Here is a 22,515-nt window from a genome sequence, read left to right on the forward strand (position 1 = left end):
CGTAAATTACTTATTGATAAACCCTTTGTAGTGGCGTTTGATCAATTGGCTTTCGATTTGCTTCATCGTCTCCAGCGCAACCCCGATGACGATCAGGAGCGAAGTGCCGCCCAACTGAACCGATTTCGGGAGATCTGCGAGCGCTCCGAAGAATACCGGCAGCACCGAGATTAGAGCCAGGAAGATCGCGCCCGCGAGCGTGATGCGGGTAATGACGCGCGTCAGGAAGCCGGCCGTTGGCTTGCCCGGACGAATGCCCGGAATGTAGCCGCCGTTCTTCTTCATGTTATCCGCCAACTGTTGAGGGTTGAACTGAACGAACGTGTAGAAGAACGTAAATCCGACAATCAGCAGCACGTACAGAACCATGCCGAGCGGCTTGTCGTAGTACAGATGGGTAATGATCCATTGCGCCCAGTTTTGGTTCGCCCAGAACTGCGCGATCGTGATCGGGAACATCAGCAGCGATACTGCGAAAATAACCGGAATAACGCCCGCGCCATTCACCTTAAGCGGAATGTGCGTCGATTGTCCGCCGTACATTTTCTGGCCGACAACCCGTTTCGCGTACTGAACCGGGATTTTGCGAACGCCTTGCTGAATGAAGATGACGCCTGCAATAATCAGAATGATTACGAGCAGGATGATGACCATCTTCACGATGTTCAAGAACAGCTGGCTGGCATCGACGAATTGGGTTTCGTAGATATCGCGAATGTGCTTGGGCAGAGAAGCGACGATCGCCGCGAAGATCAAGATCGAGATCCCGTTGCCGATGCCTTTCTCGTTAACCTGCTCGCCCAGCCACATGAGGAACGCGGTACCCGCCGTCAACACGATGGCGATCATAAGGTACGTCGCCACGTTTGCGTCGATGACCATTTCATAAGCGTACATCCGGTTAAACCCGATGGCCGTAGCGAAAGCCTGGATAAGCCCAAGGATAATCGTTCCGTAACGAGTCACCTGAGCCAGCTTGCGCTTGCCGTTTTCGCCTTCCTTCTGCCATTCCGAGAACTTCGGAATAACGTCCATGGAAAGCAATTGAACGATGATCGAAGCCGTAATGTACGGCGTAATCCCCAGAGCAAAAATGGAGAAGTTGAACAGCGCACCGCCAGAGAACGTGTTCAGAAGGCCGAACAGGTCTGCTCCTGCTTGGTCAGCCATCTGGAGCACGTCTTTGTTAATGTTCGGGACCGGGATGAAAGAACCGATACGGTAGATTAACAGGATGAAAAGGGTGAAGAGGATCCTCTTGCGAAGGTCCTCAACTTTCCAAATGTTAGTGACGGTCGCGAACATTAGATCACCTCGGTTTTACCGCCGGCGGCTTGAATTTTTTCTGCTGCAGACTGAGAGAACTTATGAGCCTTAACAGTCAGCTGCACGTTCAGATCGCCATTGCCCAGAATTTTAATTCCGTCTTTCGGATTTTTCAGAATGCCTTCGTTCAGAAGCAATTCCGGCGTCACTTCCGTTCCCGCCTCGAAACGGTTCAACTGGTCAAGATTCACGATCGCGAACACCGTCGCAAAACGATCGTTGTTGAAGCCGCGCTTAGGAACCCGACGGTACAACGGGTTTTGTCCGCCCTCGAATCCCGGACGAACTCCGCCGCCGGAACGAGCGTTCTGCCCTTTGTGACCGCGACCGGACGTTTTGCCGAGACCGCTGCCGGCGCCGCGTCCGACCCGCTTGCGGGTGAACTTGGAGCCTTCGTTAGGAGCCAGCTCATGCAATTTCATCGTACGTCGCACCTCCTTGAAATATTATGCTTATTATCTTAGACTTCTTTAACTTCTACCAGGTGACTGACCGTATTGATCATGCCGCGAACCGCGACGTTGTCTTCCTTGACTACGGACGAATGCAGCTTGCGGAGCCCCAGAGATTTCACCGTTTCACGCTGATTCTCAGGACGGCCGATCAAACTGCGCACGAGGGTAATTTGAAGCTGTGCCATCTTGTTTCCCCTCCTTAACGGAATAGCTCTGCAACGGTTTTGCCGCGCAGTTTCGCTACGTCTTCGGCGCGTTTCAGACGGGACAATCCTTCCAACGTCGCATTGACCATGTTAATGGAGTTGGAAGATCCCAGCGACTTCGTCAAAATATCGCCGACTCCAGCCAGCTCGAGCACGGCGCGAACAGGACCGCCCGCAATAACGCCCGTACCTTCCGATGCTGGTTTCAACAACACTTTGCCGGCGCCGAAACTTCCCGTAACGGCGTGTGGAATCGTCGTTCCAACGAACGGTACGAAGACCAGATTTTTCTTGGCGTCTTCGACGCCTTTGCGGATCGCGTCAGGAACTTCGGACGCTTTGCCGATGCCTGCGCCAACCCAGCCCTTGCCGTCGCCGACAACGACGAGTGCGCTAAAGCTGAAGCGGCGTCCGCCCTTGACGACCTTGGAGACACGGTTGATTTGCACCATTTTCTCCGTCAGTTCCAGTGTGTTCGGATCTACACGCAAGTCGTTTACCTCCTTGTCAAAAATGAATTAAAACTGTAAACCGGCTTCGCGTGCAGCATCCGCCAGTGCTTGAATACGTCCGTGATACAGGTAGCCGCCGCGATCGAACACGACGTTCTCATATCCTTTTTCCTTCGCGCGCTTGGCGATCAATTCGCCAACCTTGCGCGCTGCTTCCACGTTTCCGCCGTTTCCGATTCCAGCAAGCTCCTTGTCGACCGTCGATGCGCTGGCGAGAGTTACGCCTTTTACGTCATCGATCAATTGAGCATAGATGTGCTTGGAGGAACGAAACACGGACAGACGTGGACGTTCGTTCGTCCCGCTGATTTTCTTACGGACCCGAAGGTGTCTTTTCAGACGAGCCTTGTTTTTATCGGCCTTTGTAATCATCCGCATTTACACTCCCTTCATGAAATGAACGACGCAGAGCTCTTAAGCCGCCGCGTACGTCTTATTTTTTCTTGCCTGCTTTACCTTCCTTGCGAAGGATGCGCTCGTTCTCGTACTTGATGCCTTTGCCTTTATACGGTTCCGGCTCGCGAACGGCACGGATTTTCGCTGCGGTTGCGCCGACAAGCTCTTTGTCGATGCCCTTCACGATAATCTTGTTCTGTGCAGGAACTTCGAACTCGATGCCCTTCTCCGGCAGGAACTCTACCGGATGAGAGTAACCAACGTTCAGTACAAGCTTCTCGCCGGACTTGCTTGCGCGATAACCTACGCCGACCAGCTCGAGATTTTTGGAATAACCTTCGGTTACGCCGCTCACCATGTTGGCCACTACGCTGCGGGTCGTTCCGTGCAGAGCACGGTGAAGCTTGTTATCGGAAGGACGTTCAACGGAAATGACATCGGACTCGTACGAAACTTTCATATCGCCGTGCAGCGCGCGGGACAAAGTTCCTTTCGGTCCTTTGATCGTAATTACGTTGTTGTCCAGGTTCACGTTCACGCCGTTAGGCACCTGAATCGGTTTGCGTCCAATACGGGACATGGGTACACCTCCAATCGTGTGACAGTTAAATTACCAAACGTAGCAGAGCACTTCGCCGCCGGCGTTCCCTTGACGGGCTTCCTTGTCGGTGACGATGCCTTTGGATGTGGAAATGATCGCGATGCCGAGGCCACCCAACACGCGCGGCACTTCGTTCGACTTCGTGTATACGCGCAGGCCGGGCTTGCTGATGCGCTTGAGGCCCGTAATAACGCGCTCGTTGTTCGGTCCGTATTTCAGGAAAATGCGGATCAAGCCTTGCTTGTTGTCTTCCACGTACTCGGCGTCGCGGATAAAGCCTTCGCGCTTCAGGATTTCAGCAATTTGCTTCTTCACCGTAGACGCAGGCAATTCCACAGACTCATGACGCACCAGATTCGCGTTGCGAATGCGCGTCAACATATCTGCAATAGGATCAGACATAACCATGGGGTAAACCTCCTTCCCGAACTAGGCTGATTACCAGCTCGCTTTTTTAACGCCAGGAATCTGGCCCTTATATGCCAACTCGCGGAAACAGATCCGGCAGATCTTGAACTTCTGCAGTACGGAATGCGGACGGCCGCAACGCTCGCAACGCGTGTAAGCTTGGACTTTAAACTTCGGCGCGCGTTGTTGCTTGATTTTCATCGATGTTTTTGCCACTTGCTTTCACACCTCCATTAGGTAACCTTTTGCTATTGACCGGGTGATCGTCACTTCGCAAACGGCATACCCAATTGGGTGAGCAGCTCACGCGCTTCTTCGTCCGATTGTGCCGTCGTGACGATGACGATGTCCATCCCGCGAACTTTATCGATCTTGTCGTATTCGATCTCCGGGAAGATCAACTGCTCCTTCAAACCGAGCGTGTAGTTGCCGCGGCCGTCGAACGATTTGGTCGATACGCCGTGGAAGTCGCGCACGCGAGGAAGAGAAATGTTGAACAGCTTATCCAGGAAGTGGTACATGCGCTCGCCGCGCAGCGTCACCTTCACGCCGATCGGCAGATTCTCCCGCAGACGGAAGCCCGCGATCGATTTCTTGGCGCGCGTAACAACAGGCTTCTGACCGGCAATCTTCTGCATGTCTTCCACTGCAAAATCGATGATTTTGGAGTTGGCAACCGCTTCGCCGACGCCCATGTTGATGACGACTTTCTCCACCTTCGGCACTTGCATGACCGATTTGTAGCTAAACTTCTGCATCAGCGCAGGAGTGATTTCATTCAGGAAACGTTCCTTCATTCTTGCTGCCATGAGTCACAATGACCTCCTTTCCGTTCTTACTCCGATTAGTCGATCAATTCTCCGGAACGTTTTGCGACCCGGACTTTCTTGCCGTTATCCAGCGTTTTGTAGCCGATACGAGTCGGCTTGCCGCTCTTCGGATCGATATGCATGACGTTGGAAGCGTGAATCGGCGCTTCGCGTTCGATGATACCGCCTTGCTGGTTTTGCGGGTTCGGACGAGTATGACGCTTGATCATGTTCACGCCTTCGACAAGGACGCGGTTCTCGCGCGGGTAAGAGGCGATAATGCGGCCCTTCTTACCTTTGTCCTTGCCGGAGATCACGATGACGTTGTCGTCCTTTTTCACGTGCAGTTTATTGTTGTGCGATTCGAGCACTTTTTTCAGACGGGGCATGGGTACACCTCCTTGAGTGGTTCTCCATCGGTGCGCTCCGGAGTCTTACAGAACTTCCGGTGCCAGGGAAATGATTTTCATGAAATCACGTTCGCGAAGCTCACGGGCAACAGGTCCGAAGATCCGGGTGCCGCGAGGGCTCTTGTCTTCTTTAACGATAACAGCAGCGTTCTCGTCGAACGCGATATAGGATCCGTCTTTGCGGCGTACCGAACGTTTCGTGCGAACGATCACGCATCTTACGACATCGCCTTTTTTGACAACGCCGCCTGGTGTTGCTTGTTTAACGGAGCATACGATCATATCGCCGATATGTCCTACGCGGCGTCCCGTACCGCCAAGCACACGGATGCACATCAATTCTTTCGCGCCGGAGTTGTCGGCAACGGCCAGACGCGTAAACGGTTGAATCATCGCAGGGTCCTCCTTTCAGTAGCGGGTAAGTCGACTTAAGCCAATACGGCTTTCTCGACGATTTCGACCAGACGCCATGTCTTGTCTTTCGACAACGGGCGGGTCTCCATGATTTTCACGGTATCGCCGATTTGCGCTTCGTTGTTCTCGTCGTGCGCCTTGAATTTCTTCGTGTATTTAATCCGCTTGTGGTACAGGCTGTGCTTCTTGTACGTCTCGACAGCTACCACAATCGTTTTGTCCATCTTATCGCTGACGACTTTGCCGATTTGCACTTTGCGATTGTTGCGTTCGCTCATGGTCATCCTCCTTTTCCCGGGTATTAGCCGATGCCGAGTTCACGCTCGCGCAAAATGGTTTTAGCCCGAGCGATTTCTTTCCGCAATTCGCCAAGGCGGTGCGGGGTGTCCAGTTGGCCGGTAGCCAGTTGGAAGCGGAGGTTGAACAGTTCATCCTTGAAGCCGGCGATCTTCTGCTCGAGTTCCGCCGATGTCAGGTTGCGAAATTCACTGGCTTTCATTTGCTTCACCACCCAGTTCTTCACGTTTCACAAACTTCGTCTTCACCGGCAGCTTGTGCGCGGCAAGGCGCATTGCTTCGCGTGCGATCTCCTCGGATACCCCTGCAAGCTCGAACATCACTTTGCCCGGCTTTACAACGGCAACCCAAGCTTCTACGTTACCTTTACCGCTACCCATCCGAACCTCGAGAGGCTTCTGGGTGATCGGCTTCGAAGGGAAGATTTTGATCCAGACTTTACCGCCCCGTTTGATGTAACGAGTCATCGCGATCCGAGCAGCCTCGATCTGACGGTTCGTTACCCAAGAAGCTTCCTGTGCCTGCAGGCCGTATTCGCCGAAGTGAACCTCGGTGCCGCCTTTGGCGCGGCCTTTCATTTTACCGCGATGTACTTTGCGGTGTTTGACGCGTTTAGGGACCAACATGATCAGTTGCCTCCTTCCTGGGCAGCTCTTTTCTTCGTCGGAAGGACTTCGCCGCGGTAGATCCACACTTTTACGCCGATGCGGCCGTAAGTCGTATGAGCTTCCGCCGTTCCGTAGTCAATGTCAGCGCGAAGCGTGTGCAGAGGCACCGTTCCTTCGCTGTATCCTTCTTGACGAGCAATTTCCGCTCCGCCCAGACGGCCGCTAACGGAAGTCTTGATTCCTTTTGCTCCTGCGCGCTGCGTACGCTGAATCGCCTGCTTCATCGCACGGCGGAAAGAAACGCGACGCTCCAGTTGTTGCGCGATGCTCTCGGCAACGAGGACAGCGTCCAGCTCAGGGTTTTTGATCTCGGAGATGTTGATGTGTACTTTTTTGCCGTTCGTCATTTTCGTCAATTGGCCGCGAAGCACTTCGACTTCCGAACCGCCCTTGCCGATGACGATGCCCGGCTTAGCCGTATGAATCGTAACGTTGACGCGGTTGGCCGCACGTTCGATCTCGATTTTGGAAACCGCGGCTTCTTTCAGCTTCTTCTTCAGGAATTCGCGGATTTTGACGTCCTCAATCAGAAGGGTGCCGAAATCTTTGTCCGCATACCATTTGGATTCCCAGTCACGAATGATGCCGATGCGAAGACCGACGGGATTTACTTTTTGACCCACACGTTGTCCCTCCTTATTTCTCAGATACGACCAGCGTAATGTGGCTGGAGCGTTTGAAAATGCTGAATGCGCGACCTTGGGAACGAGGCTGGAACCGTTTCATGGTAGGTCCTTCGTTAACGAAGGCCTCGGAAACGACCAATTTGTTCACGTCGAGCTGATAGTTGTGTTCGGCGTTGGCAATCGCGGAGTTCAGCAGCTTCTCCAGAACCGGAGAGGCCGAACGAGGCGTATGACGCAGAATGGCGATGGCGTCTCCTACCTTCTTGCCGCGGATCAGGTCCACGACCAGGCGGACCTTGCGCGCCGGAATGCGAATGTTATTCACGACAGCTTTCGCTTGCTGAGACATCGGTGTACCTCCTCCCTTACGTACGTTACGTGACGATCGCCGCGAACGCCGTACAGCGTCCGAGCCGAATCGCACTTCGTAGGGTTATATTAGCGCTTGCCCGTTTTCTTATCGTCGTCCGTGTGACCCTTGAACGTGCGCGTAGGCGCGAACTCGCCCAGCTTGTGGCCGACCATGTCTTCCGACACGTAGACCGGCACGTGCTTGCGGCCGTCGTATACCGCGAACGTATGGCCCACGAATTGCGGGAAAATCGTCGAACGGCGAGACCACGTTTTGATGACGGCTTTTTTATTCGATCCGGACAGCTCTTCTACTTTCTTAAGCAGATACCCGTCCACGAAAGGTCCTTTTTTCAAACTGCGACCCATGGAATGCTCCTCCCTTCAAAACGGCTTGAGAGTTCCGCGTCCGCGCCAACAGACAAGGTGCGTTACTTGCTGCGGCCGCGAACGATATATTTGCTCGAAGCTTTTTTCTTCTTGCGAGTTTTGTAGCCCAGAGTCGGCTGTCCCCAAGGAGAAAGCGGGGATTTGCGTCCGATTGGCGCGCGTCCTTCGCCACCGCCGTGCGGGTGATCGTTCGGGTTCATGACGACACCGCGGACGATTGGACGCTTGCCGAGCCAGCGATTGCGTCCCGCTTTGCCGATGTTGATCAGCTCATGGTCCGAGTTGCCGACCGTGCCGATCGTTGCGCGGCAAGTTTTCAGAATGCGGCGAATCTCGCCGGAAGTCAAACGGATCGTCACATAGGCATCTTCTTTACCGAGCAGCTGGGCGCTGGTGCCGGCCGCGCGTACGAGTTGACCGCCTTTGCCCGGCTTCAGCTCGATATTGTGGATAACCGTACCGACCGGAATGTTCTCCAGCGGAAGCGCGTTGCCCACTTTGATGTCGGCGTCAGGTCCGGACGTAATCACGTCGCCGACTTTGAGCCCCTTCGGAGCGATGATATAAGCTTTCTCTCCGTCTGCATAGTTGATCAGAGCGATATAAGACGTACGGTTCGGATCGTATTCGATCGTAGCCACGCGGCCGGGAATGCCGTCCTTCGTGCGCTTGAAGTCGATAATCCGGTATTTACGCTTATGTCCGCCTCCGTGGTGACGAACGGTAATTTTACCTTGGTGGTTGCGGCCTGCGCGTTTGGAGAGCGGCGCGAGCAGCGATTTCTCGGGCTCGTTCGTCGTAATCTCTTCGAACGTCGCGATCGTCATTTGACGACGGCTGGCCGTTGTCGGATTAAACTTTTTGACTGGCAATGGGATTCCCTCCTTACTTTAGAGAATGATTAAACGGAAGCTTCGAAGAATTCCAGCGGCTTGCTGTCTTCGGAAAGCTGCACAATTGCTTTTTTCCACTCGGACGTATACCCGCTGTGTCTGCCGTAGCGCTTCGGCTTGGCAGGCATTCTGAGCGTATTGACGCTAACGACCTTGACTTTGAAGATTTGCTCGATCGCTTGCTTGATTTCCGTTTTGTTGGCTTTCAGCTCGACCTCGAACACATATTTGCGCTGTTCGATGAACTCGCTCGTACGCTCGGTAATGACCGGACGCTTGATCAGATCGCGAGGGTTTCTCATTACGCGAACACCTCCTCGACTTTAGCGACCGCATCCTTCGTAATGATCAGCTGATCGTGCTTGATCACATCGAGGACATTGATTCCGTCTGCTGCGACGAACTTCACGCCAGGGATGTTGCGCGCGGACAAAGCCACATTCTCTTCATAATCCGCCGTAACGACAAGCGCTTTGCGGGATACTTTGAGATTGGTCAAAATTTTCACGAATTCCTTCGTTTTCGGTTGGGCCAGGCTCAGTTGGTCCAGAACGATCAGTTGATTATCCACAACCTTGCTGGAGAGAGCCGATTTGATGGCCAAACGGCGAACTTTACGCGGCAATTTGAAGCCATAGCTGCGAGGCGTCGGTCCGAAGACGATGCCGCCGCCCTTCCATTGCGGCGCGCGAATGCTGCCCTGACGAGCGCGGCCCGTTCCTTTTTGTTTCCAAGGCTTGCGTCCGCCTCCGCGCACTTCCGAGCGTCCTTTCGTGTCGTGCGTGCCGGAACGAACGGCAGCTTGCTGGAGCAATACGGCGCTGTGCAGAACGTGTACGTTCGGCTCCAGGCCGAATACTCCTTCCGCCAGATCCAATTGTCCGACTTCTTTGCCGTCTACGTTAAATACGGATACTTTCGGCATGAGTGGTCCTCCTTTCCTCTTACGTTACGAATTATTTCTTCACCGCGGAGCGGATTTTGAGATAGCTGTTGCGAGCGCCCGGTACGGAGCCCTTGATCAGAAGCACGTTGCGTTCTACGTCGACTTTAACGATCTCCAGGTTTTGAACCGTGATCGTATCGCCGCCCATGCGACCGTGCATTTTTTTGCCCTTCGGCACGCGGTTGGCGTCGCGAATCGTCGCAAGCGAACCGTTGCCGCGGTGGTATTTCGAACCGTGCGTCATCTTGCCGCGGGCAAAGCCCCAACGCTTGACGGCGCCAGCCGTTCCTTTACCTTTGGAAATCCCCGTTACGTCAACAATATCGCCTTCGGAGAATTGGTCAACCTTAAGTTCCTGACCAACCTCAACTTCTGCCGGCGTAATTCCGCTCACTTCGCGGATGAAGCGCTTGGGGCCCGTTCCTGCCTTCTTAGCGTGGCCGATTGCGGGTTTGGTAGCCAGCTTTTCGCGCTTGTCCGCGAAGCCGAGCTGAACTGCTTCGTATCCGTCGTTATCCGCAGTTTTCTTTTGCAATACGATATTCGGAGTCGCTTCCACCACAGTGACAGGCACTACGCTGCCGTCCGCGGCGAAGATTTGCGTCATTCCGAGTTTACGTCCCAAGATTCCTGACATGTTGACACCTCTTTTCTCGATGGATCTGATTAGCTCAAAGCCCTATTACAGTTTGATTTCGATATCGACGCCAGACGGCAGGTCGAGGCGCATCAATGCGTCTACCGTTTGCGGCGTCGGATTGACGATATCAATCAAACGCTTGTGCGTACGCATTTCGAACTGCTCCCGCGAGTCCTTGTACTTGTGGACCGCACGCAAAATCGTGATGATTTGCTTTTCGGTCGGCAGCGGGATCGGACCGGAGACACCTGCACCAGTACGTTTTGCCGTTTCTACGATTTTCTCCGCGGATTGATCGAGGATACGATGATCGTAGGCTTTCAAACGGATGCGGATTTTTTGCTTTGCCATAGAATTCCCTCCTTCATTCGCCCAATTTTGGAATCGGACATACTCCGTGAGAAAAACCCGACTTGCACCGGTTGGCCTCCCTTATGGCAAAGGGGCCGGGTGTGTCGGCAACCTCTCACATCAGCGCACAGTCACAGACCAACATTCACTATTATAGCGATCTGCCCAATCGATTGCAACATTAATTTTCATAATCGGTTTCTGCGTTCGGGAAATCCGTTTTCTCGCTGTCCGGCGGTACATGCGCGGCTGGAAAATAGGGAAACTTAAAGGGCGATCACCATTGTTCAAAGGGGGTAAAGCGCGAATGCCGACATGGCTGGAGGTGACGCTGCGGACTATAATGTCCGTTGCCATCCTTTTTATCATCACCCGGATTCTGGGCAAAAGGCAAGTGTCCCAGTTGTCGCTGTTCGAATACATAACGGGAATTTCGATCGGCAACCTGGCCGCTTATCTGTCTCTCGATACGGATACGAAGTGGTATATCGGAATCGTGGCGCTGAGCGTGTGGGTCATCGTGTCGTACGGAATCGAGATTATCCAGCTAAAGAGCAAGCGGACCCGGGACTTCCTCGACGGGACCTCCACGGTATTCATGAAGAACGGTAAAATTCTCGAAGACAACCTGAGAGAGGAGCGGGTCTCGTCCGACGAGCTGATGGAGATGCTGCGGAAGAACAATGTGTTCGACGTGTCGAAGGTGGACTTCGCGATCATGGACGCGAGCGGGGAATTGAACGTTCAGCTGAAAAAAGAGTACCAGCCGCTCACGCCTTCGGATGTCGGTCTGTCCGTCTCTCCGGAGAAGTACAATATGGCGGTCATTATGGACGGCAAGATTATGGAGGACTCGCTGAAAAAAATCGGGCTGAACCGCGCCTGGCTGGAGCATAAGCTGCAGCAGCTCGGCATCTCGATGGAGAAAATTTATTTCGCCCAGGTGAATTCTCAGAACAAGCTGTATATCGATCCTTACGAAGATTCGTTTAACGAAAGGTAAAAACCGCATATTTTTTTCCAGCGCCTCGTCATCGCTTGTCTTTTTCTTCCATATAAATAAGACAGGCCATGAGGAAGGGACTGGTTTCGCTTGATTTCTATCCATAAAGTCGCCGCGATCGCCATCGGTTGTCTGCTGATCGCGGTCGGTATCGATTTTTTCCTGATGCCGCTAAAGGTGCTCGACGGCGGCTTTATCGGAATCGCTCTGATCGGCAACTACCTGTTCGGAATCCGGGTCGGCGTTCTGCTCATTCTGTGCAGCCTGCCCGTCTTCGTCTATACGTGGTTTACGGACAAGGCGATCTTCTTCCATAGTCTGCTTGGGATGTTCACGCTGTCGTACGCCACCGATCTGCTCGATCCGTACAACCCCTTCGGCCCGATCATTGCCGCGCATCCTTTCGCCGCTTCGATTGCGGGAGGAACGTGCATCGGAATCGGGTTCGGAATTTTGTTAAAATACGACACCAGCACCGGCGGCGTCGATCTGTTGGCCAAGCTGCTCGCCAAAAGGGTAAAGCTTAACGTCGGCATTCTCATCCTCATGATGGATTCGCTGGTCATCGCCCTCGGAGGCATTTTGTTCTCGCTCGATACCTTTTTCCTATCGGTTGCGACGATTACTTCCGGCGGAGTCGCGACCAGCCTGTGCACCTCGAAGTATTTCGCTTATTGACGGGGAGCCGCAGATCCTCTTGCAAAAAAACTGTCCAAGGCGATCGCCTTGGACAGTTTGCGCATTGCTGCTCTTATTTTTGGATGGAAGCAACTGCGCCCGCGCCTACCGTACGGCCGCCTTCGCGGATCGCGAAGCGAGTGCCTTCTTCGATAGCGATCGGGGAGATCAGCTGAACCGTTACCGTGATGTTATCGCCAGGCATAACCATTTCCGCGCCTTCCGGCAGGTTGATGATACCCGTTACGTCCGTCGTACGGAAGTAGAACTGAGGACGGTAGCCCGTGAAGAAAGGCTTGTGGCGTCCGCCTTCCGCTTGAGTCAGAACGTAGATTTGAGCGGTGAATTCCGTGTGAGGCTTAACGGAACCCGGCTTAGCCAATACTTGGCCGCGCTCGATGTCTTTACGGTCAACGCCGCGGAGCAATGCGCCGATGTTGTCGCCCGCTTGAGCTTGGTCGAGCAATTTGCGGAACATTTCTACGCCCGTTACAACCGTCTTGCGAGTTTCTTCTTGCAGACCGATGATTTCGGCTTCGTCGCCGACTTTAACGATACCGCGCTCTACACGGCCCGTAGCAACCGTACCGCGTCCCGTGATCGTGAACACGTCCTCGACCGGCATCAGGAAAGGCTTGTCAGTCGCGCGCTCCGGAGTCGGGATGTAGCTGTCGATCGCTTCGAACAGCTCGATGATTTTGTCAGCCCAAGGGCCGTCCGGGTTAGCCAGAGCTTCGCGAGCAGCGCCGCGGATGATCGGAGTGTCGTCGCCCGGGAACTCGTACTCGTTCAGCAGGTCGCGGATTTCCATCTCAACCAGCTCGAGCAGCTCTTCGTCTTCTACCATGTCGCATTTGTTCAGGAATACGACGATGTAAGGAACGCCGACTTGGCGGGAGAGCAGGATGTGCTCGCGCGTTTGCGGCATCGGGCCGTCAGCGGCGGATACGACCAGGATTGCGCCGTCCATTTGAGCAGCGCCCGTGATCATGTTTTTAACGTAGTCGGCGTGTCCCGGGCAGTCAACATGAGCGTAGTGACGGTTAGGCGTCTCATACTCAACGTGAGCCGTGGAGATCGTGATGCCGCGCTCGCGCTCTTCCGGAGCCTTGTCGATTTGGTCGAATGCGACAGCAGAACCACTGCCATATTTTTTGTTCAATACCGAAGTGATTGCAGCAGTCGTCGTCGTTTTGCCGTGGTCAACGTGACCGATCGTCCCGATATTCACGTGCGGTTTTGTACGTTCGAACTTAGCCTTAGCCATTGGATACTGTTCCTCCTTAATGAGAGAAAGATTTGATTTTTTATTTGATGACGGGGGAGCGCCGCGTCTAAGCGGCGCTCCGCCCGTCCGCTTCCTGAAGCTTCTTACGCGCCTTTGTTCTTGGAGACGATCTCGTCGGAGATCGACTTCGGCACTTCCTCGTAGTGGGAAAGCTCCATCGAGAATACGCCGCGTCCTTGCGTACCGGAACGGAGAGTCGTGGAGTAACCGAACATTTCAGCCAACGGCACCTTCGCGCGGACGATTTGTGCGCCGAAACGCATATCCGATCCTTCGATGCGGCCGCGGCGGGAGCTCAGCATGCCCATGACATCGCCGAAGTACTCTTCGGGAACCGTGACTTCAACCTTCATGATCGGCTCGAGCAGCACAGGATCGCATTTGTCCTTCGCCGCTTTAAGCGCCATCGATCCGGCGATTTTGAACGCCATCTCCGAGGAGTCGACGTCGTGGTATGATCCGTCGAAGATCGTCGCTTTGATATCGACGAGCGGGAAGCCGGCCAATACGCCGTTCTTCATCGCTTCTTCGATACCGGCTTGTACCGGCGCGATGTATTCGCGCGGAACGACTCCGCCGACGATCTTGTTTTCGAACTGGAAGCCCGTACCCGGCTCGAGCGGTTCGAACTCGATCCAGACGTGGCCGTATTGACCGCGTCCGCCGGATTGACGAACGAACTTGCCTTCGACCTTCGCCGCCGTGCGGAACGTCTCGCGGTAAGCAACCTGCGGCTTGCCGACGTTCGTCTCGACTTTGAATTCGCGAAGCATACGGTCGACGAGAATTTCGAGGTGGAGCTCGCCCATCCCCGAGATGATCGTTTGGCCGGTCTCTTCGTCCGTATGCGCGCGGAACGTCGGATCCTCTTCGGCCAGCTTCTGCAGAGCGATGCCCATCTTGTCTTGGTCGGCTTTCGTCTTCGGCTCGACCGCAAGCTGGATAACCGGCTCCGGGAAGTTCATCGACTCGAGGATGACCGGGTTCTTCTCATCGCACAGCGTATCGCCCGTCGTCGTGTCCTTCAGGCCGACGGCAGCGGCGATGTCGCCCGCGTAGACCTGATCGATCTCTTGACGGCTGTTCGCGTGCATCTGGAGAATACGGCCGATCCGCTCGCGCTTGCCTTTCGTCGCGTTAACGACGTAGGAACCGGAGTTCAGTACGCCGGAGTAGACGCGGAAGAAAGTCAGACGGCCCACGTAAGGGTCGGTCATAATCTTGAACGCCAGCGCCGAGAACGGCTCGCTGTCGGAAGATTTGCGCGTCGTTTCCGTGCCGTCTTCCAGAACGCCCTTGATGTCCGGAACGTCCGTCGGAGCGGGAAGGTAAGCGACGACAGCATCCAGCATCGGCTGAACGCCCTTGTTGCGGTAAGAGGAACCGCAGACGACCGGGAAGATTTTCACTTCGCAGACGCCTTTGCGCAGAGCGGCTTTAATCTCCTCTACGGTCAATTCTTCGCCTTCGAGGTATTTCATCGTCAGCTCTTCGTCCAGCTCGGCCACTTTCTCTACCAGCTCGTTGCGAAGCTCCTCGACTTGGCTTGCGTATTCAGCAGGAATTTCAACCACTTCCGGCTCTTTGCCGAGATCGTCTTTATAGACGTAAGCAACCTGTTCGACCAGGTCGATCATGCCTTTGAACGTATCTTCGGCGCCGATCGGCAATTGAATCGCTACTGCGTTCGCGTTCAGGCGCTCTCTCATGTCCTTGACGACATTCAAGTAGTCCGCGCCGATAATATCCATCTTGTTCACGTAGGCGATCCGCGGTACGCCGTAACGGTCGGCTTGGCGCCATACCGTCTCGGATTGCGGTTCTACGCCTTCTTTGGCGCTGAATACGCCAACAGCCCCATCCAATACGCGCAAGGAGCGCTCGACTTCTACCGTAAAGTCAACGTGACCCGGAGTGTCGATAATATTGATGCGGTGACCTTTCCACTGAGCGGTCGTCGCGGCGGACGTAATCGTGATGCCGCGCTCCTGCTCCTGCTCCATCCAGTCCATCGTAGCGGCGCCTTCGTGCACTTCGCCGATTTTGTGAACGCGTCCGGTGTAGAACAAGATCCGTTCGGTCGTGGTCGTTTTACCCGCATCAATGTGCGCCATAATCCCGATGTTGCGCGTATTTTGCAAGGAGAACTCTCTAGCCATGAATACAGTCTCCCTTCAAAATGTCTCGCTTCGCTCTAATTACCAGCGGTAGTGCGCGAACGCTCTGTTCGCTTCCGCCATCTTGTGAGTGTCCTCACGTTTTTTGACGGCTGCGCCCGTGTTGTTGGATGCGTCCAGAATTTCTGCAGCCAGACGCTCTTCCATCGTTTTCTCGCCGCGGTTGCGAGCGTAGTTCACGAGCCAGCGCAGTCCAAGGGACGTGCGGCGCTCAGGCTTCACTTCTACTGGAACTTGATAGTTCGCGCCGCCTACGCGACGGGCTTTAACTTCAAGCACCGGCATAATATTCTTGATCGCTGCTTCAAAGACCTCCATAGGCTCTTTGCCGGAGCGCTCTTGAATGATTTTGAACGCATCATAGAGCAGTTGCTGCGCTACGCCTCTCTTACCGTCGATCATGATCCGGTTGACAAGGCGAGTTACCAGCTTGCTGTTGTACAGCGGATCCGGGAGTACGTCCCGTTTCGGAACCGGTCCTTTGCGTGGCATTAAGGTTCCTCCTTTCTCATTCTTAACGTTCAGGCACAATCAGGATGCCCGACCGGATTAGGATTTTTTGGCTTTCGGCTTCTTCGTTCCGTACTTGGAACGAGCTTGCTGGCGGTTGTTGACTCCCGCCGTATCCAGAGCGCCGCGAACGATGTGGTAACGGACACCCGGAAGGTCTTTAACACGGCCACCGCGTACAAGAACGACGCTGTGCTCCTGCAGGTTGTGGCCGATTCCTCCGATGTAGGCGGTCACCTCTACGCGGTTCGTCAGACGAACACGGGCGTATTTACGAAGAGCGGAGTTCGGTTTTTTCGGCGTCATCGTTCCTACACGGGTGCAAACCCCGCGCTTTTGAGGAGCGCTCATGTTCGTTTCTACGCGTTTGAGCGCGTTGAAACCTCTTTGAAGCGCCGGCGATTTCGATTTGACGACCTTCGATTGACGGCCTTTACGAACGAGTTGATTGATTGTTGGCATGCTGCCACCCCCTTCCCATGACGGGTAAAAATAAAAGAATAAGCGATCGGATCGACTCGGCTTGCGAAGTCCACAGATCCAGGTGGTTCATTTTGAGAGACGAGAAAGGGCCCGACCGGCAGTCCCGCACGCAAGCGGTCAACCGCATCAAACCCGTTATTCCTATTCTCTATCGGCTCCGGCGAAACGCCTCCGGCCGACTACAGCTCACCATCGCCCAGGTCCGCACCGGTCATGGCGCGTCGGAAGGACGCACCTCTGGCACACACTAGAACATATTATCATCTGGATATTAGCATGTCAAGAACCCACTTTCGCCTGAATTCAAGCGCTTTTCCGGGGCCCGTCTTAAAACTTCCTCTTGCCCATCAACCGAAGGAAAATACAGAATAAAACGGCGCTGTAACCGTAAGGCGCTAACAAGACGATCGCTTTGTCCATCGGCCGGAAGTCGTGATACTCGTTCAAGGCGTCGATCAGCGGAAATACCGGCGGAAGCAGCGAAGCCAGAAACCGGACGGAGTCGGGCAGCGCCTCGCGAATGCCGCCGCCCGCGAGCGAGACGGCGACGACCAGAATGAGGCCGATGACCGCCTCGCTTAGTTTGCGGACTAGCTTGTTCGTGAATAGATAGGATAAGGCCATTCCCAGCAGCGACAAGCCCAGATGGGCAACGTACGCGGCCAACATCTCGCCTGCGCCGGGCTGCCTGTCGAATCTCGCGAGCAAGATCGGATAGACTGTCGTAGCCAGCGACAATGCGGCGACGATCAAGACCAGCGGCAGCGCCCGGCCAAGGTAATATTTGTAGAGATTGCCCGCGTGCAGGACGCCGACGATCTGCTGCGTCTCCCGTTCGGCATCGACATAGCCGAAGGCGAGCCAGACCGAGACGACGAACATGAAGGACGCGGTCAACGAATAACTCGGCATGACGGGATTCGGAGCGACGCCGTAGATAAAGCCGAGAACAAGCGCGTAGCAGATCATCGGCGCTACGTAACGATAAGATCGGACGTAATCCTTGAACGCGAAACGCATTAATCCGATCATATCCGTTCGTCCTCCCGATTCGCTTCCGCGACCGAGCGGATCGATCCGCCCGCCGCCAGCACGGACCCCAGAAACCGGTCGGAGCGTCCGGCTTCGATATGAACCGCCCACATTCCGCGCTCCTTGTACGTTAAGAGAACGCCTTCCGCCGCTCCGAATACGGTCTCCGCCGTCTCGTCGTCGAGCGTGAAGACGATTGCGACGCATGCCTTCGACGTCCGAGACCGAGGAGCGCTTATCGACTCGACCTTCCCGTTCTCCAGCATGACGACCCGATCCGCCAGCCGGTCCACGAGTTCCGGTTCGTGCGTAGAGAACACGATCGCCATGCCGCCGGAGTTGAGCCGCGCGAGCGTCTGCATCAGTTCTTCTTGCGTCCCGGTGTCCAGGCCGGATAGCGGCTCGTCCAGCAAGAGCAGATCCGGTTCTTCCAGCAGAGCCTGCATCAGATTGACCTTCTGCAGCATTCCTTTGGAGAATGTGTCCAGGCGCCCCTTCCCGTTCGGCAGCCGAAACGTCTCCATAAGATCAGCGATTCTCCGCTCGAGAGCCTCGGCCTTCATCCCTCTGATGCTCCCCATCGCGCGCAAATACTCTTCCGCGGTAAACCGCAGCTTGGGGAAGCGATCGGGCGCGAACCCGATCCGCTTGAGGGGGACGCGGGCAAGCCTCTTTCCTGCGTCCAGCGCCCCGAGCCCGCTAATCGCCTTGAGCAGCGTGCTTTTCCCCGAGCCGTTACGCCCGAGCAGCGCCACGACCTCGCCCGCGCCGATCGACAGGGACAGCTTTTCCAACGCGGCTTTGCCGGCGTATATCCGGTCGATCTCGACAAGCTTCACCAACGGGGTGGACTCCTTCGCGTTGTCCGACGCTTTGACCATGAACGTCCCTCCTTCTCCCGAGGCGCGGACTTCCGCCATCGGATTCTCGTCCGGCAAACGCATAAAGAAACGGATGCCGTTCCCGGCATCCGTTTCTCGCGCTTGCGCGCCTCTCTCTTATTCCGCGCCGACCGGCTCCAGCTCCGCCGTCTCGTCCGTTTGCTCATCAAACGGGGACACGACTTTGATGTTGCGGTAGCGAGCCATCCCCGTGCCTGCCGGAATGAGCTTCCCGATAATGACGTTCTCCTTGAGGCCGAGCAAGCGATCGACTTTGCCCTTGATTGCGGCGTCGGTCAGAACGCGCGTCGTCTCCTGGAAGGACGCCGCCGACAGGAACGAATCGGTCTCGAGAGACGCCTTCGTGATCCCCAGCAATACCGGACGGGCAACCGCCGGCTCCTTGTCGGACAGGATCGCTTCGCGGTTGGCCGCTTCGTATTCGTGAAGGTCGACGAACGCTCCGGGGAGCAGGTTCGTATCGCCCGGATCGACGATGCGGATTTTGCGAAGCATCTGCTTGATCATAACCTCGATATGCTTGTCGTTGATCTCAACGCCCTGGTTCCGGTATACGCGCTGCACCTCTTGCAGAATGTAGTTCTGCACGCCCCGGATCCCTTTGATGCGCAGCATCTCTTTCGGATCGATGGAGCCGTCCGTCAGCTCGTCGCCGGCCTCGACCTGCTGGCCTTGAACGACGCGAATGCGCGAGCCGTAGCTGACCGGGTAGATCTTCGATTCCGCTCCGCCCTGAAGCTCGATTTCGCGGCGATCCTTCGTCTCGCGGATCTCTTTCACGACGCCGTCGAGCTCGGAGATGATCGCTTGGCCTTTCGGGTTCCGGGCCTCGAACAGCTCCTGGATCCGCGGCAAACCTTGCGTGATGTCGTCTCCGGCGACGCCCCCGGTGTGGAACGTGCGCATCGTAAGCTGGGTTCCCGGCTCGCCGATCGACTGAGCGGCGATAATGCCGACGGATTCCCCGATCTCGACCTGCTTGCCGGTCGCCAGATTGCGTCCGTAGCAGAGCTTGCAGACGCCGTGACGAGCGCGGCAGCTGAGTACGGAACGAATCTGAATGCTCTTGATGCCCGCGCGGACGATTTCTTCCGCCTTAGGCGTATCGATCAGATCGTTGCGGTGCGCGATAATCTCTTTCGTCTCCGGATGGCGGATCGTCTCGAACGCGTAGCGGCCTTCGATCCGGTCGAACAGATCTTCGATGACCTCTTTGCCGTCCTCGATCCGGGTGACGGTAATGCCTTTGTCGGTGCCGCAATCGTCCTCGCGAACGATCACGTCCTGAGCCACGTCGACGAGACGGCGGGTCAGATAACCCGAGTCGGCGGTACGAAGAGCCGTATCGGCGAGACCTTTCCGCGCGCCGTGCGTGGAGATGAAGTACTCCAGGACGGTGAGGCCTTCGCGGAAGTTCGACTTGATCGGGAGCTCGATGATCCGTCCGGACGGGTTGGCCATCAGGCCGCGCATGCCGCCCAGCTGGGTGATCTGCGACTTGTTGCCCCGCGCCTTGGAATCGACCATCAGCATGATGCTGTTGTAGCGATCCATGGACTTCATCAGAATGTCCGTAATCTCGTCCTTCGTCTTGCTCCAGATTTCGATAACGCGGTCGCGGCGTTCCTCGTTCGTGATGAGGCCGCGCCGATACTGCGTCGTAACGACTTTAACGCGCTCTTCGGATTTGCTCAGAATGTCCTGCTTCTCCTGCGGCACGACGACGTCGGCGATGCCGATCGTAATGCCCGCGCGAGTCGAATACGTAAATCCGAGCTGCTTGATGTTGTCCAGAATGACCGACGTCTGGGTCGTATGGTAGATGCGGAAGCATTCTCCGATAATGTTGCCCAGATACTCTTTGCCGACGGCTCCCGGAACGGCCGGATCTTCGATATACTTCGAGATGTCGGCGCCTTTTTCGTAGATGAAATATTTATCCGGCGTACCTTTCACGAGGTTTTCTTTTGTCGCCTCGTTGATATAAGGGAACGTGTCCGGGAAAATTTCGTTGAAAATAATTTTGCCGATTGTCGTGACGATCAGCGCTTCCTGCTGCTCCGGCGTGAACGTCTTCTTCTTCAGTTCCTTAACCGGAATAACGACGCGGGCGTGCAGCGAGATGCCTTCCGTGCCGCGCTGGTAAGCGGAGATCGCTTCGTTGACGTTGGCGAAGCGCAGACCGGAGCCGTAAGCCTTGTTGTTGTCCATCGTCAGATAGTAGCAGCCAAGAACCATATCCTGAGATGGCGTAACGACCGGCTTGCCGTCCTTCGGGTTCAGGATGTTGCCCGCGGCCAGCATCAGCAAGCGCGCTTCCGCTTGAGCTTCCGCAGACAGCGGTACGTGCACGGCCATCTGGTCGCCGTCGAAGTCGGCGTTGTACGCCGTACAGACGAGCGGGTGCAGCTTGATGGCGCGGCCTTCGACCAGAACCGGCTCGAACGCTTGAATGCCCAATCTGTGCAGCGTAGGGGCGCGGTTCAGAAGCACCGGATGCTCCTTGATCACTTCTTCCAGCACGTCCCACACTTCAGGGCTGACGCGTTCGACTTTGCGCTTCGCGCTCTTGATGTTGTGGGCCAGACCTTTCAGCACGAGCTCCTTCATGACGAAAGGCTTGAACAGCTCCAGCGCCATCTCCTTCGGAAGACCGCACTGATACATTCTCAGGCTCGGCCCTACGACGATAACGGAACGTCCGGAGTAGTCGACCCGCTTGCCGAGCAGGTTCTGACGGAAGCGGCCTTGTTTTCCCTTCAGCATGTGGCTGAGCGATTTCAGCGGACGATTGCCGGGACCCGTAACCGGGCGGCCGCGGCGGCCGTTGTCGATCAGCGCGTCGACGGCTTCCTGCAGCATCCGCTTCTCGTTCTGCACGATAATGTCCGGCGCGCCCAGGTCGAGCAGACGCTTCAGCCGGTTGTTCCGGTTGATGACGCGGCGGTACAGGTCGTTCAGGTCGCTCGTCGCGAAGCGTCCGCCGTCCAGCTGAACCATCGGGCGCAGCTCCGGAGGAATGACCGGCAGCACGTCGAGGATCATCCAATCCGGCAGGTTGCCGGAATTGCGGAACGACTCGATGACTTCCAGACGCTTGATCGCGCGGTTGCGGCGCTGGCCCTGGGCCGTGCGCAGCTCTTCCTTGAGCGTCTCCAGCTCGCGGTCGAGATCGATGTCCTGCAGCAGCTTTTTGACCGCTTCGGCGCCCATGCCCGCATGGAACGCATAGCCGTACTTGTCCCGGTAGCTGCGGTATTCCTTCTCGGAGAGCAGCTGCTTCTTCTCTAGCGGCGTGTCTCCCGGATCCGTCACGACATAGGAAGCGAAGTAGATGATCTCCTCGAGCGAACGGGGAGACATATCCAGCGCGAGACCCATGCGGCTCGGGATGCCCTTGAAGTACCAGATATGCGACACCGGAGCGGCCAGCTCGATATGACCCATCCGCTCGCGGCGCACCTTGGCCCGCGTCACTTCGACGCCGCAGCGATCGCAGACGACGCCTTTGTAACGCACTCTCTTATACTTGCCGCAATGACATTCCCAGTCCTTCGTCGGTCCGAAAATCTTCTCGCAGAACAAGCCTTCTTTTTCCGGCTTTAACGTCCGGTAGTTTATCGTTTCCGGCTTCTTGACTTCGCCTCTCGACCAGGATCTGATCTTGTCGGGCGAAGCCAAACCGATCTTCATAAACTCAAAGTTATTGACGTCTAACAAGGAGCAAGCCCTCCTTCATCGTT

Annotated in this window: 31 protein-coding genes; 2 read left to right on the forward strand and 29 right to left on the reverse strand. The window is 55.6% G+C overall.

Features of this window, described 5'->3' with window-relative positions; genetic code table 11:
- Nucleotides 1-6: 6 nt before the first annotated feature.
- The 22 genes from secY to rpsJ form a co-directional block, all read right to left on the reverse strand.
- Nucleotides 7-1,305 carry a preprotein translocase subunit SecY gene (secY, locus tag ACFO3S_RS24955; RefSeq protein WP_378101654.1) on the reverse strand — a complete coding sequence of 433 codons (1,299 nt, stop codon included), beginning with the start codon at nt 1,303-1,305 and terminating at the stop codon, nt 7-9.
- Nucleotides 1,305-1,748 carry a 50S ribosomal protein L15 gene (rplO, locus tag ACFO3S_RS24960; protein WP_378101656.1) on the reverse strand — a complete coding sequence of 148 codons (444 nt, stop codon included), beginning with the start codon at nt 1,746-1,748 and terminating at the stop codon, nt 1,305-1,307. The genes secY and rplO overlap by 1 nt, the downstream gene beginning before the upstream one ends.
- 38 nt (nt 1,749-1,786) lie before the next feature.
- Complete coding sequence (gene rpmD, locus ACFO3S_RS24965) at nt 1,787-1,966, reverse strand: 50S ribosomal protein L30 (RefSeq protein ID WP_378101658.1); 180 nt, start codon at nt 1,964-1,966, stop codon at nt 1,787-1,789.
- Between the two features lie 14 nt (nt 1,967-1,980).
- Nucleotides 1,981-2,478: a 30S ribosomal protein S5 gene (rpsE, locus tag ACFO3S_RS24970; protein ID WP_378101661.1), complete on the reverse strand. Its 498-nt coding sequence runs from the start codon at nt 2,476-2,478 to the stop codon at nt 1,981-1,983.
- A 27-nt stretch (nt 2,479-2,505) separates the two neighbouring features.
- Nucleotides 2,506-2,871 carry a 50S ribosomal protein L18 gene (rplR, locus tag ACFO3S_RS24975; protein WP_378101663.1) on the reverse strand — a complete coding sequence of 122 codons (366 nt, stop codon included), beginning with the start codon at nt 2,869-2,871 and terminating at the stop codon, nt 2,506-2,508.
- Between the two features lie 61 nt (nt 2,872-2,932).
- Nucleotides 2,933-3,475 carry a 50S ribosomal protein L6 gene (gene rplF, locus ACFO3S_RS24980; protein WP_378101666.1) on the reverse strand — a complete coding sequence of 181 codons (543 nt, stop codon included), beginning with the start codon at nt 3,473-3,475 and terminating at the stop codon, nt 2,933-2,935.
- Nucleotides 3,476-3,505: 30 nt separating this feature from the next.
- Nucleotides 3,506-3,904: a 30S ribosomal protein S8 gene (gene rpsH / locus ACFO3S_RS24985; protein WP_378101669.1), complete on the reverse strand. Its 399-nt coding sequence runs from the start codon at nt 3,902-3,904 to the stop codon at nt 3,506-3,508.
- A 30-nt stretch (nt 3,905-3,934) separates the two neighbouring features.
- Complete coding sequence (locus ACFO3S_RS24990) at nt 3,935-4,120, reverse strand: type Z 30S ribosomal protein S14 (RefSeq protein ID WP_027087364.1); 186 nt, start codon at nt 4,118-4,120, stop codon at nt 3,935-3,937.
- Nucleotides 4,121-4,170: 50 nt separating this feature from the next.
- A complete protein-coding gene (gene rplE, locus ACFO3S_RS24995) occupies nt 4,171-4,713 on the reverse strand; it encodes a 50S ribosomal protein L5 (protein ID WP_378101671.1) in 543 nt (180 codons plus the stop codon).
- A 35-nt stretch (nt 4,714-4,748) separates the two neighbouring features.
- Nucleotides 4,749-5,102: a 50S ribosomal protein L24 gene (gene rplX / locus ACFO3S_RS25000; RefSeq protein ID WP_378101673.1), complete on the reverse strand. Its 354-nt coding sequence runs from the start codon at nt 5,100-5,102 to the stop codon at nt 4,749-4,751.
- A 45-nt stretch (nt 5,103-5,147) separates the two neighbouring features.
- Entirely contained in the window at nt 5,148-5,516 is a 369-nt protein-coding gene (gene rplN, locus ACFO3S_RS25005; RefSeq protein WP_378101675.1) for a 50S ribosomal protein L14, read from the reverse strand.
- Nucleotides 5,517-5,551: 35 nt separating this feature from the next.
- On the reverse strand, nt 5,552-5,815 hold the full coding sequence (rpsQ, locus tag ACFO3S_RS25010) for a 30S ribosomal protein S17 (RefSeq protein WP_094050619.1): 264 nt from the start codon (nt 5,813-5,815) through the stop codon (nt 5,552-5,554).
- Between the two features lie 23 nt (nt 5,816-5,838).
- A complete protein-coding gene (rpmC, locus tag ACFO3S_RS25015) occupies nt 5,839-6,036 on the reverse strand; it encodes a 50S ribosomal protein L29 (RefSeq protein ID WP_094050620.1) in 198 nt (65 codons plus the stop codon).
- Nucleotides 6,023-6,460 (reverse strand): 50S ribosomal protein L16, encoded by a 438-nt coding sequence (rplP, locus tag ACFO3S_RS25020; protein ID WP_094050621.1) that lies wholly within the window; start codon nt 6,458-6,460, stop codon nt 6,023-6,025. Before rplP ends, rpmC begins: the two co-directional genes overlap by 14 nt.
- A 2-nt stretch (nt 6,461-6,462) precedes the next feature.
- The gene (gene rpsC / locus ACFO3S_RS25025) at nt 6,463-7,125 is read right to left on the reverse strand and encodes a 30S ribosomal protein S3 (protein ID WP_378101678.1); all 663 of its coding nucleotides are present in this window, start codon (nt 7,123-7,125) and stop codon (nt 6,463-6,465) included.
- A gap of 13 nt (nt 7,126-7,138) precedes the next feature.
- Nucleotides 7,139-7,477: a 50S ribosomal protein L22 gene (gene rplV, locus ACFO3S_RS25030; protein WP_094050623.1), complete on the reverse strand. Its 339-nt coding sequence runs from the start codon at nt 7,475-7,477 to the stop codon at nt 7,139-7,141.
- Between the two features lie 89 nt (nt 7,478-7,566).
- Nucleotides 7,567-7,848 (reverse strand): 30S ribosomal protein S19, encoded by a 282-nt coding sequence (gene rpsS, locus ACFO3S_RS25035; RefSeq protein WP_378101681.1) that lies wholly within the window; start codon nt 7,846-7,848, stop codon nt 7,567-7,569.
- A gap of 62 nt (nt 7,849-7,910) precedes the next feature.
- Nucleotides 7,911-8,741: a 50S ribosomal protein L2 gene (gene rplB, locus ACFO3S_RS25040; protein WP_378101682.1), complete on the reverse strand. Its 831-nt coding sequence runs from the start codon at nt 8,739-8,741 to the stop codon at nt 7,911-7,913.
- Between the two features lie 29 nt (nt 8,742-8,770).
- On the reverse strand, nt 8,771-9,064 hold the full coding sequence (gene rplW / locus ACFO3S_RS25045) for a 50S ribosomal protein L23 (RefSeq protein ID WP_378101684.1): 294 nt from the start codon (nt 9,062-9,064) through the stop codon (nt 8,771-8,773).
- A complete protein-coding gene (gene rplD / locus ACFO3S_RS25050) occupies nt 9,064-9,687 on the reverse strand; it encodes a 50S ribosomal protein L4 (protein WP_378101686.1) in 624 nt (207 codons plus the stop codon). The genes rplW and rplD overlap by 1 nt, the downstream gene beginning before the upstream one ends.
- A gap of 31 nt (nt 9,688-9,718) precedes the next feature.
- The gene (rplC, locus tag ACFO3S_RS25055) at nt 9,719-10,345 is read right to left on the reverse strand and encodes a 50S ribosomal protein L3 (protein ID WP_378101688.1); all 627 of its coding nucleotides are present in this window, start codon (nt 10,343-10,345) and stop codon (nt 9,719-9,721) included.
- A gap of 45 nt (nt 10,346-10,390) precedes the next feature.
- Nucleotides 10,391-10,699, reverse strand: coding sequence for a 30S ribosomal protein S10 (gene rpsJ, locus ACFO3S_RS25060; RefSeq protein WP_027087350.1), 309 nt, complete (start codon nt 10,697-10,699; stop codon nt 10,391-10,393).
- 307 nt (nt 10,700-11,006) lie between these two features.
- Between rpsJ and ACFO3S_RS25065 the strand changes: the two genes are divergently transcribed.
- Nucleotides 11,007-11,702 carry a DUF421 domain-containing protein gene (locus ACFO3S_RS25065; RefSeq protein ID WP_378101690.1) on the forward strand — a complete coding sequence of 232 codons (696 nt, stop codon included), beginning with the start codon at nt 11,007-11,009 and terminating at the stop codon, nt 11,700-11,702.
- A gap of 90 nt (nt 11,703-11,792) precedes the next feature.
- Nucleotides 11,793-12,380 (forward strand): YitT family protein, encoded by a 588-nt coding sequence (locus ACFO3S_RS25070; RefSeq protein WP_378101692.1) that lies wholly within the window; start codon nt 11,793-11,795, stop codon nt 12,378-12,380.
- Between the two features lie 73 nt (nt 12,381-12,453).
- Here ACFO3S_RS25070 and tuf read toward each other — a convergent pair whose 3' ends face one another.
- The 7 genes from tuf to rpoC form a co-directional block, all read right to left on the reverse strand.
- Entirely contained in the window at nt 12,454-13,647 is a 1,194-nt protein-coding gene (tuf, locus tag ACFO3S_RS25075) for an elongation factor Tu (RefSeq protein ID WP_378101694.1), read from the reverse strand.
- Between the two features lie 104 nt (nt 13,648-13,751).
- Nucleotides 13,752-15,827: an elongation factor G gene (fusA, locus tag ACFO3S_RS25080; protein ID WP_378101696.1), complete on the reverse strand. Its 2,076-nt coding sequence runs from the start codon at nt 15,825-15,827 to the stop codon at nt 13,752-13,754.
- Nucleotides 15,828-15,866: 39 nt separating this feature from the next.
- Entirely contained in the window at nt 15,867-16,337 is a 471-nt protein-coding gene (gene rpsG / locus ACFO3S_RS25085; RefSeq protein WP_378101699.1) for a 30S ribosomal protein S7, read from the reverse strand.
- Between the two features lie 57 nt (nt 16,338-16,394).
- Nucleotides 16,395-16,817, reverse strand: coding sequence for a 30S ribosomal protein S12 (rpsL, locus tag ACFO3S_RS25090; protein WP_378101701.1), 423 nt, complete (start codon nt 16,815-16,817; stop codon nt 16,395-16,397).
- Between the two features lie 348 nt (nt 16,818-17,165).
- On the reverse strand, nt 17,166-17,870 hold the full coding sequence (locus ACFO3S_RS25095) for a hypothetical protein (RefSeq protein ID WP_378101703.1): 705 nt from the start codon (nt 17,868-17,870) through the stop codon (nt 17,166-17,168).
- Nucleotides 17,867-18,751, reverse strand: a complete 885-nt coding sequence (locus ACFO3S_RS25100) for an ATP-binding cassette domain-containing protein (RefSeq protein ID WP_378101705.1) — start codon at nt 18,749-18,751, stop codon at nt 17,867-17,869. The genes ACFO3S_RS25095 and ACFO3S_RS25100 overlap by 4 nt, the downstream gene beginning before the upstream one ends.
- Before the next feature lie 117 nt (nt 18,752-18,868).
- Complete coding sequence (gene rpoC / locus ACFO3S_RS25105) at nt 18,869-22,492, reverse strand: DNA-directed RNA polymerase subunit beta' (protein ID WP_378101707.1); 3,624 nt, start codon at nt 22,490-22,492, stop codon at nt 18,869-18,871.
- Between the last annotated feature and the right edge of the window lie 23 nt (nt 22,493-22,515).

Origin of the sequence: Cohnella hongkongensis (assembly GCF_042654645.1) — a bacterium.
GTDB lineage: Bacteria > Bacillota > Bacilli > Paenibacillales > Paenibacillaceae > Cohnella > Cohnella hongkongensis.

Coding starts and splice junctions, on each gene's coding strand:
- secY (WP_378101654.1), bottom strand. CDS start 1,305: ATGTTCGCGACCGTCACTAACATTTGGAAAGTTGAGGACCTTCGCAAG.
- rplO (WP_378101656.1), bottom strand. CDS start 1,748: ATGAAATTGCATGAGCTGGCTCCTAACGAAGGCTCCAAGTTCACCCGC.
- rpmD (WP_378101658.1), bottom strand. CDS start 1,966: ATGGCACAGCTTCAAATTACCCTCGTGCGCAGTTTGATCGGCCGTCCT.
- rplR (WP_378101663.1), bottom strand. CDS start 2,871: ATGATTACAAAGGCCGATAAAAACAAGGCTCGTCTGAAAAGACACCTT.
- rplF (WP_378101666.1), bottom strand. CDS start 3,475: ATGTCCCGTATTGGACGCAAACCGATTCAGGTGCCTAACGGCGTGAAC.
- rpsH (WP_378101669.1), bottom strand. CDS start 3,904: ATGGTTATGTCTGATCCTATTGCAGATATGTTGACGCGCATTCGCAAC.
- rplE (WP_378101671.1), bottom strand. CDS start 4,713: ATGGCAGCAAGAATGAAGGAACGTTTCCTGAATGAAATCACTCCTGCG.
- rplX (WP_378101673.1), bottom strand. CDS start 5,102: ATGCCCCGTCTGAAAAAAGTGCTCGAATCGCACAACAATAAACTGCAC.
- rplN (WP_378101675.1), bottom strand. CDS start 5,516: ATGATTCAACCGTTTACGCGTCTGGCCGTTGCCGACAACTCCGGCGCG.
- rpsQ (WP_094050619.1), bottom strand. CDS start 5,815: ATGAGCGAACGCAACAATCGCAAAGTGCAAATCGGCAAAGTCGTCAGC.
- rpmC (WP_094050620.1), bottom strand. CDS start 6,036: ATGAAAGCCAGTGAATTTCGCAACCTGACATCGGCGGAACTCGAGCAG.
- rplP (WP_094050621.1), bottom strand. CDS start 6,460: ATGTTGGTCCCTAAACGCGTCAAACACCGCAAAGTACATCGCGGTAAA.
- rplV (WP_094050623.1), bottom strand. CDS start 7,477: ATGTCTCAGCAAGCGAAAGCTGTCGTGAATAACATTCGCATTCCGGCG.
- rpsS (WP_378101681.1), bottom strand. CDS start 7,848: ATGGGTCGCAGTTTGAAAAAAGGACCTTTCGTGGACGGGTATCTGCTT.
- rplW (WP_378101684.1), bottom strand. CDS start 9,064: ATGAGAAACCCTCGCGATCTGATCAAGCGTCCGGTCATTACCGAGCGT.
- rplD (WP_378101686.1), bottom strand. CDS start 9,687: ATGCCGAAAGTATCCGTATTTAACGTAGACGGCAAAGAAGTCGGACAA.
- rplC (WP_378101688.1), bottom strand. CDS start 10,345: ATGTCAGGAATCTTGGGACGTAAACTCGGAATGACGCAAATCTTCGCC.
- rpsJ (WP_027087350.1), bottom strand. CDS start 10,699: ATGGCAAAGCAAAAAATCCGCATCCGTTTGAAAGCCTACGATCATCGT.
- ACFO3S_RS25065 (WP_378101690.1), top strand. CDS start 11,007: ATGCCGACATGGCTGGAGGTGACGCTGCGGACTATAATGTCCGTTGCC.
- tuf (WP_378101694.1), bottom strand. CDS start 13,647: ATGGCTAAGGCTAAGTTCGAACGTACAAAACCGCACGTGAATATCGGG.
- fusA (WP_378101696.1), bottom strand. CDS start 15,827: ATGGCTAGAGAGTTCTCCTTGCAAAATACGCGCAACATCGGGATTATG.
- rpsG (WP_378101699.1), bottom strand. CDS start 16,337: ATGCCACGCAAAGGACCGGTTCCGAAACGGGACGTACTCCCGGATCCG.
- rpsL (WP_378101701.1), bottom strand. CDS start 16,817: ATGCCAACAATCAATCAACTCGTTCGTAAAGGCCGTCAATCGAAGGTC.
- ACFO3S_RS25095 (WP_378101703.1), bottom strand. CDS start 17,870: ATGATCGGATTAATGCGTTTCGCGTTCAAGGATTACGTCCGATCTTAT.
- ACFO3S_RS25100 (WP_378101705.1), bottom strand. CDS start 18,751: ATGGTCAAAGCGTCGGACAACGCGAAGGAGTCCACCCCGTTGGTGAAG.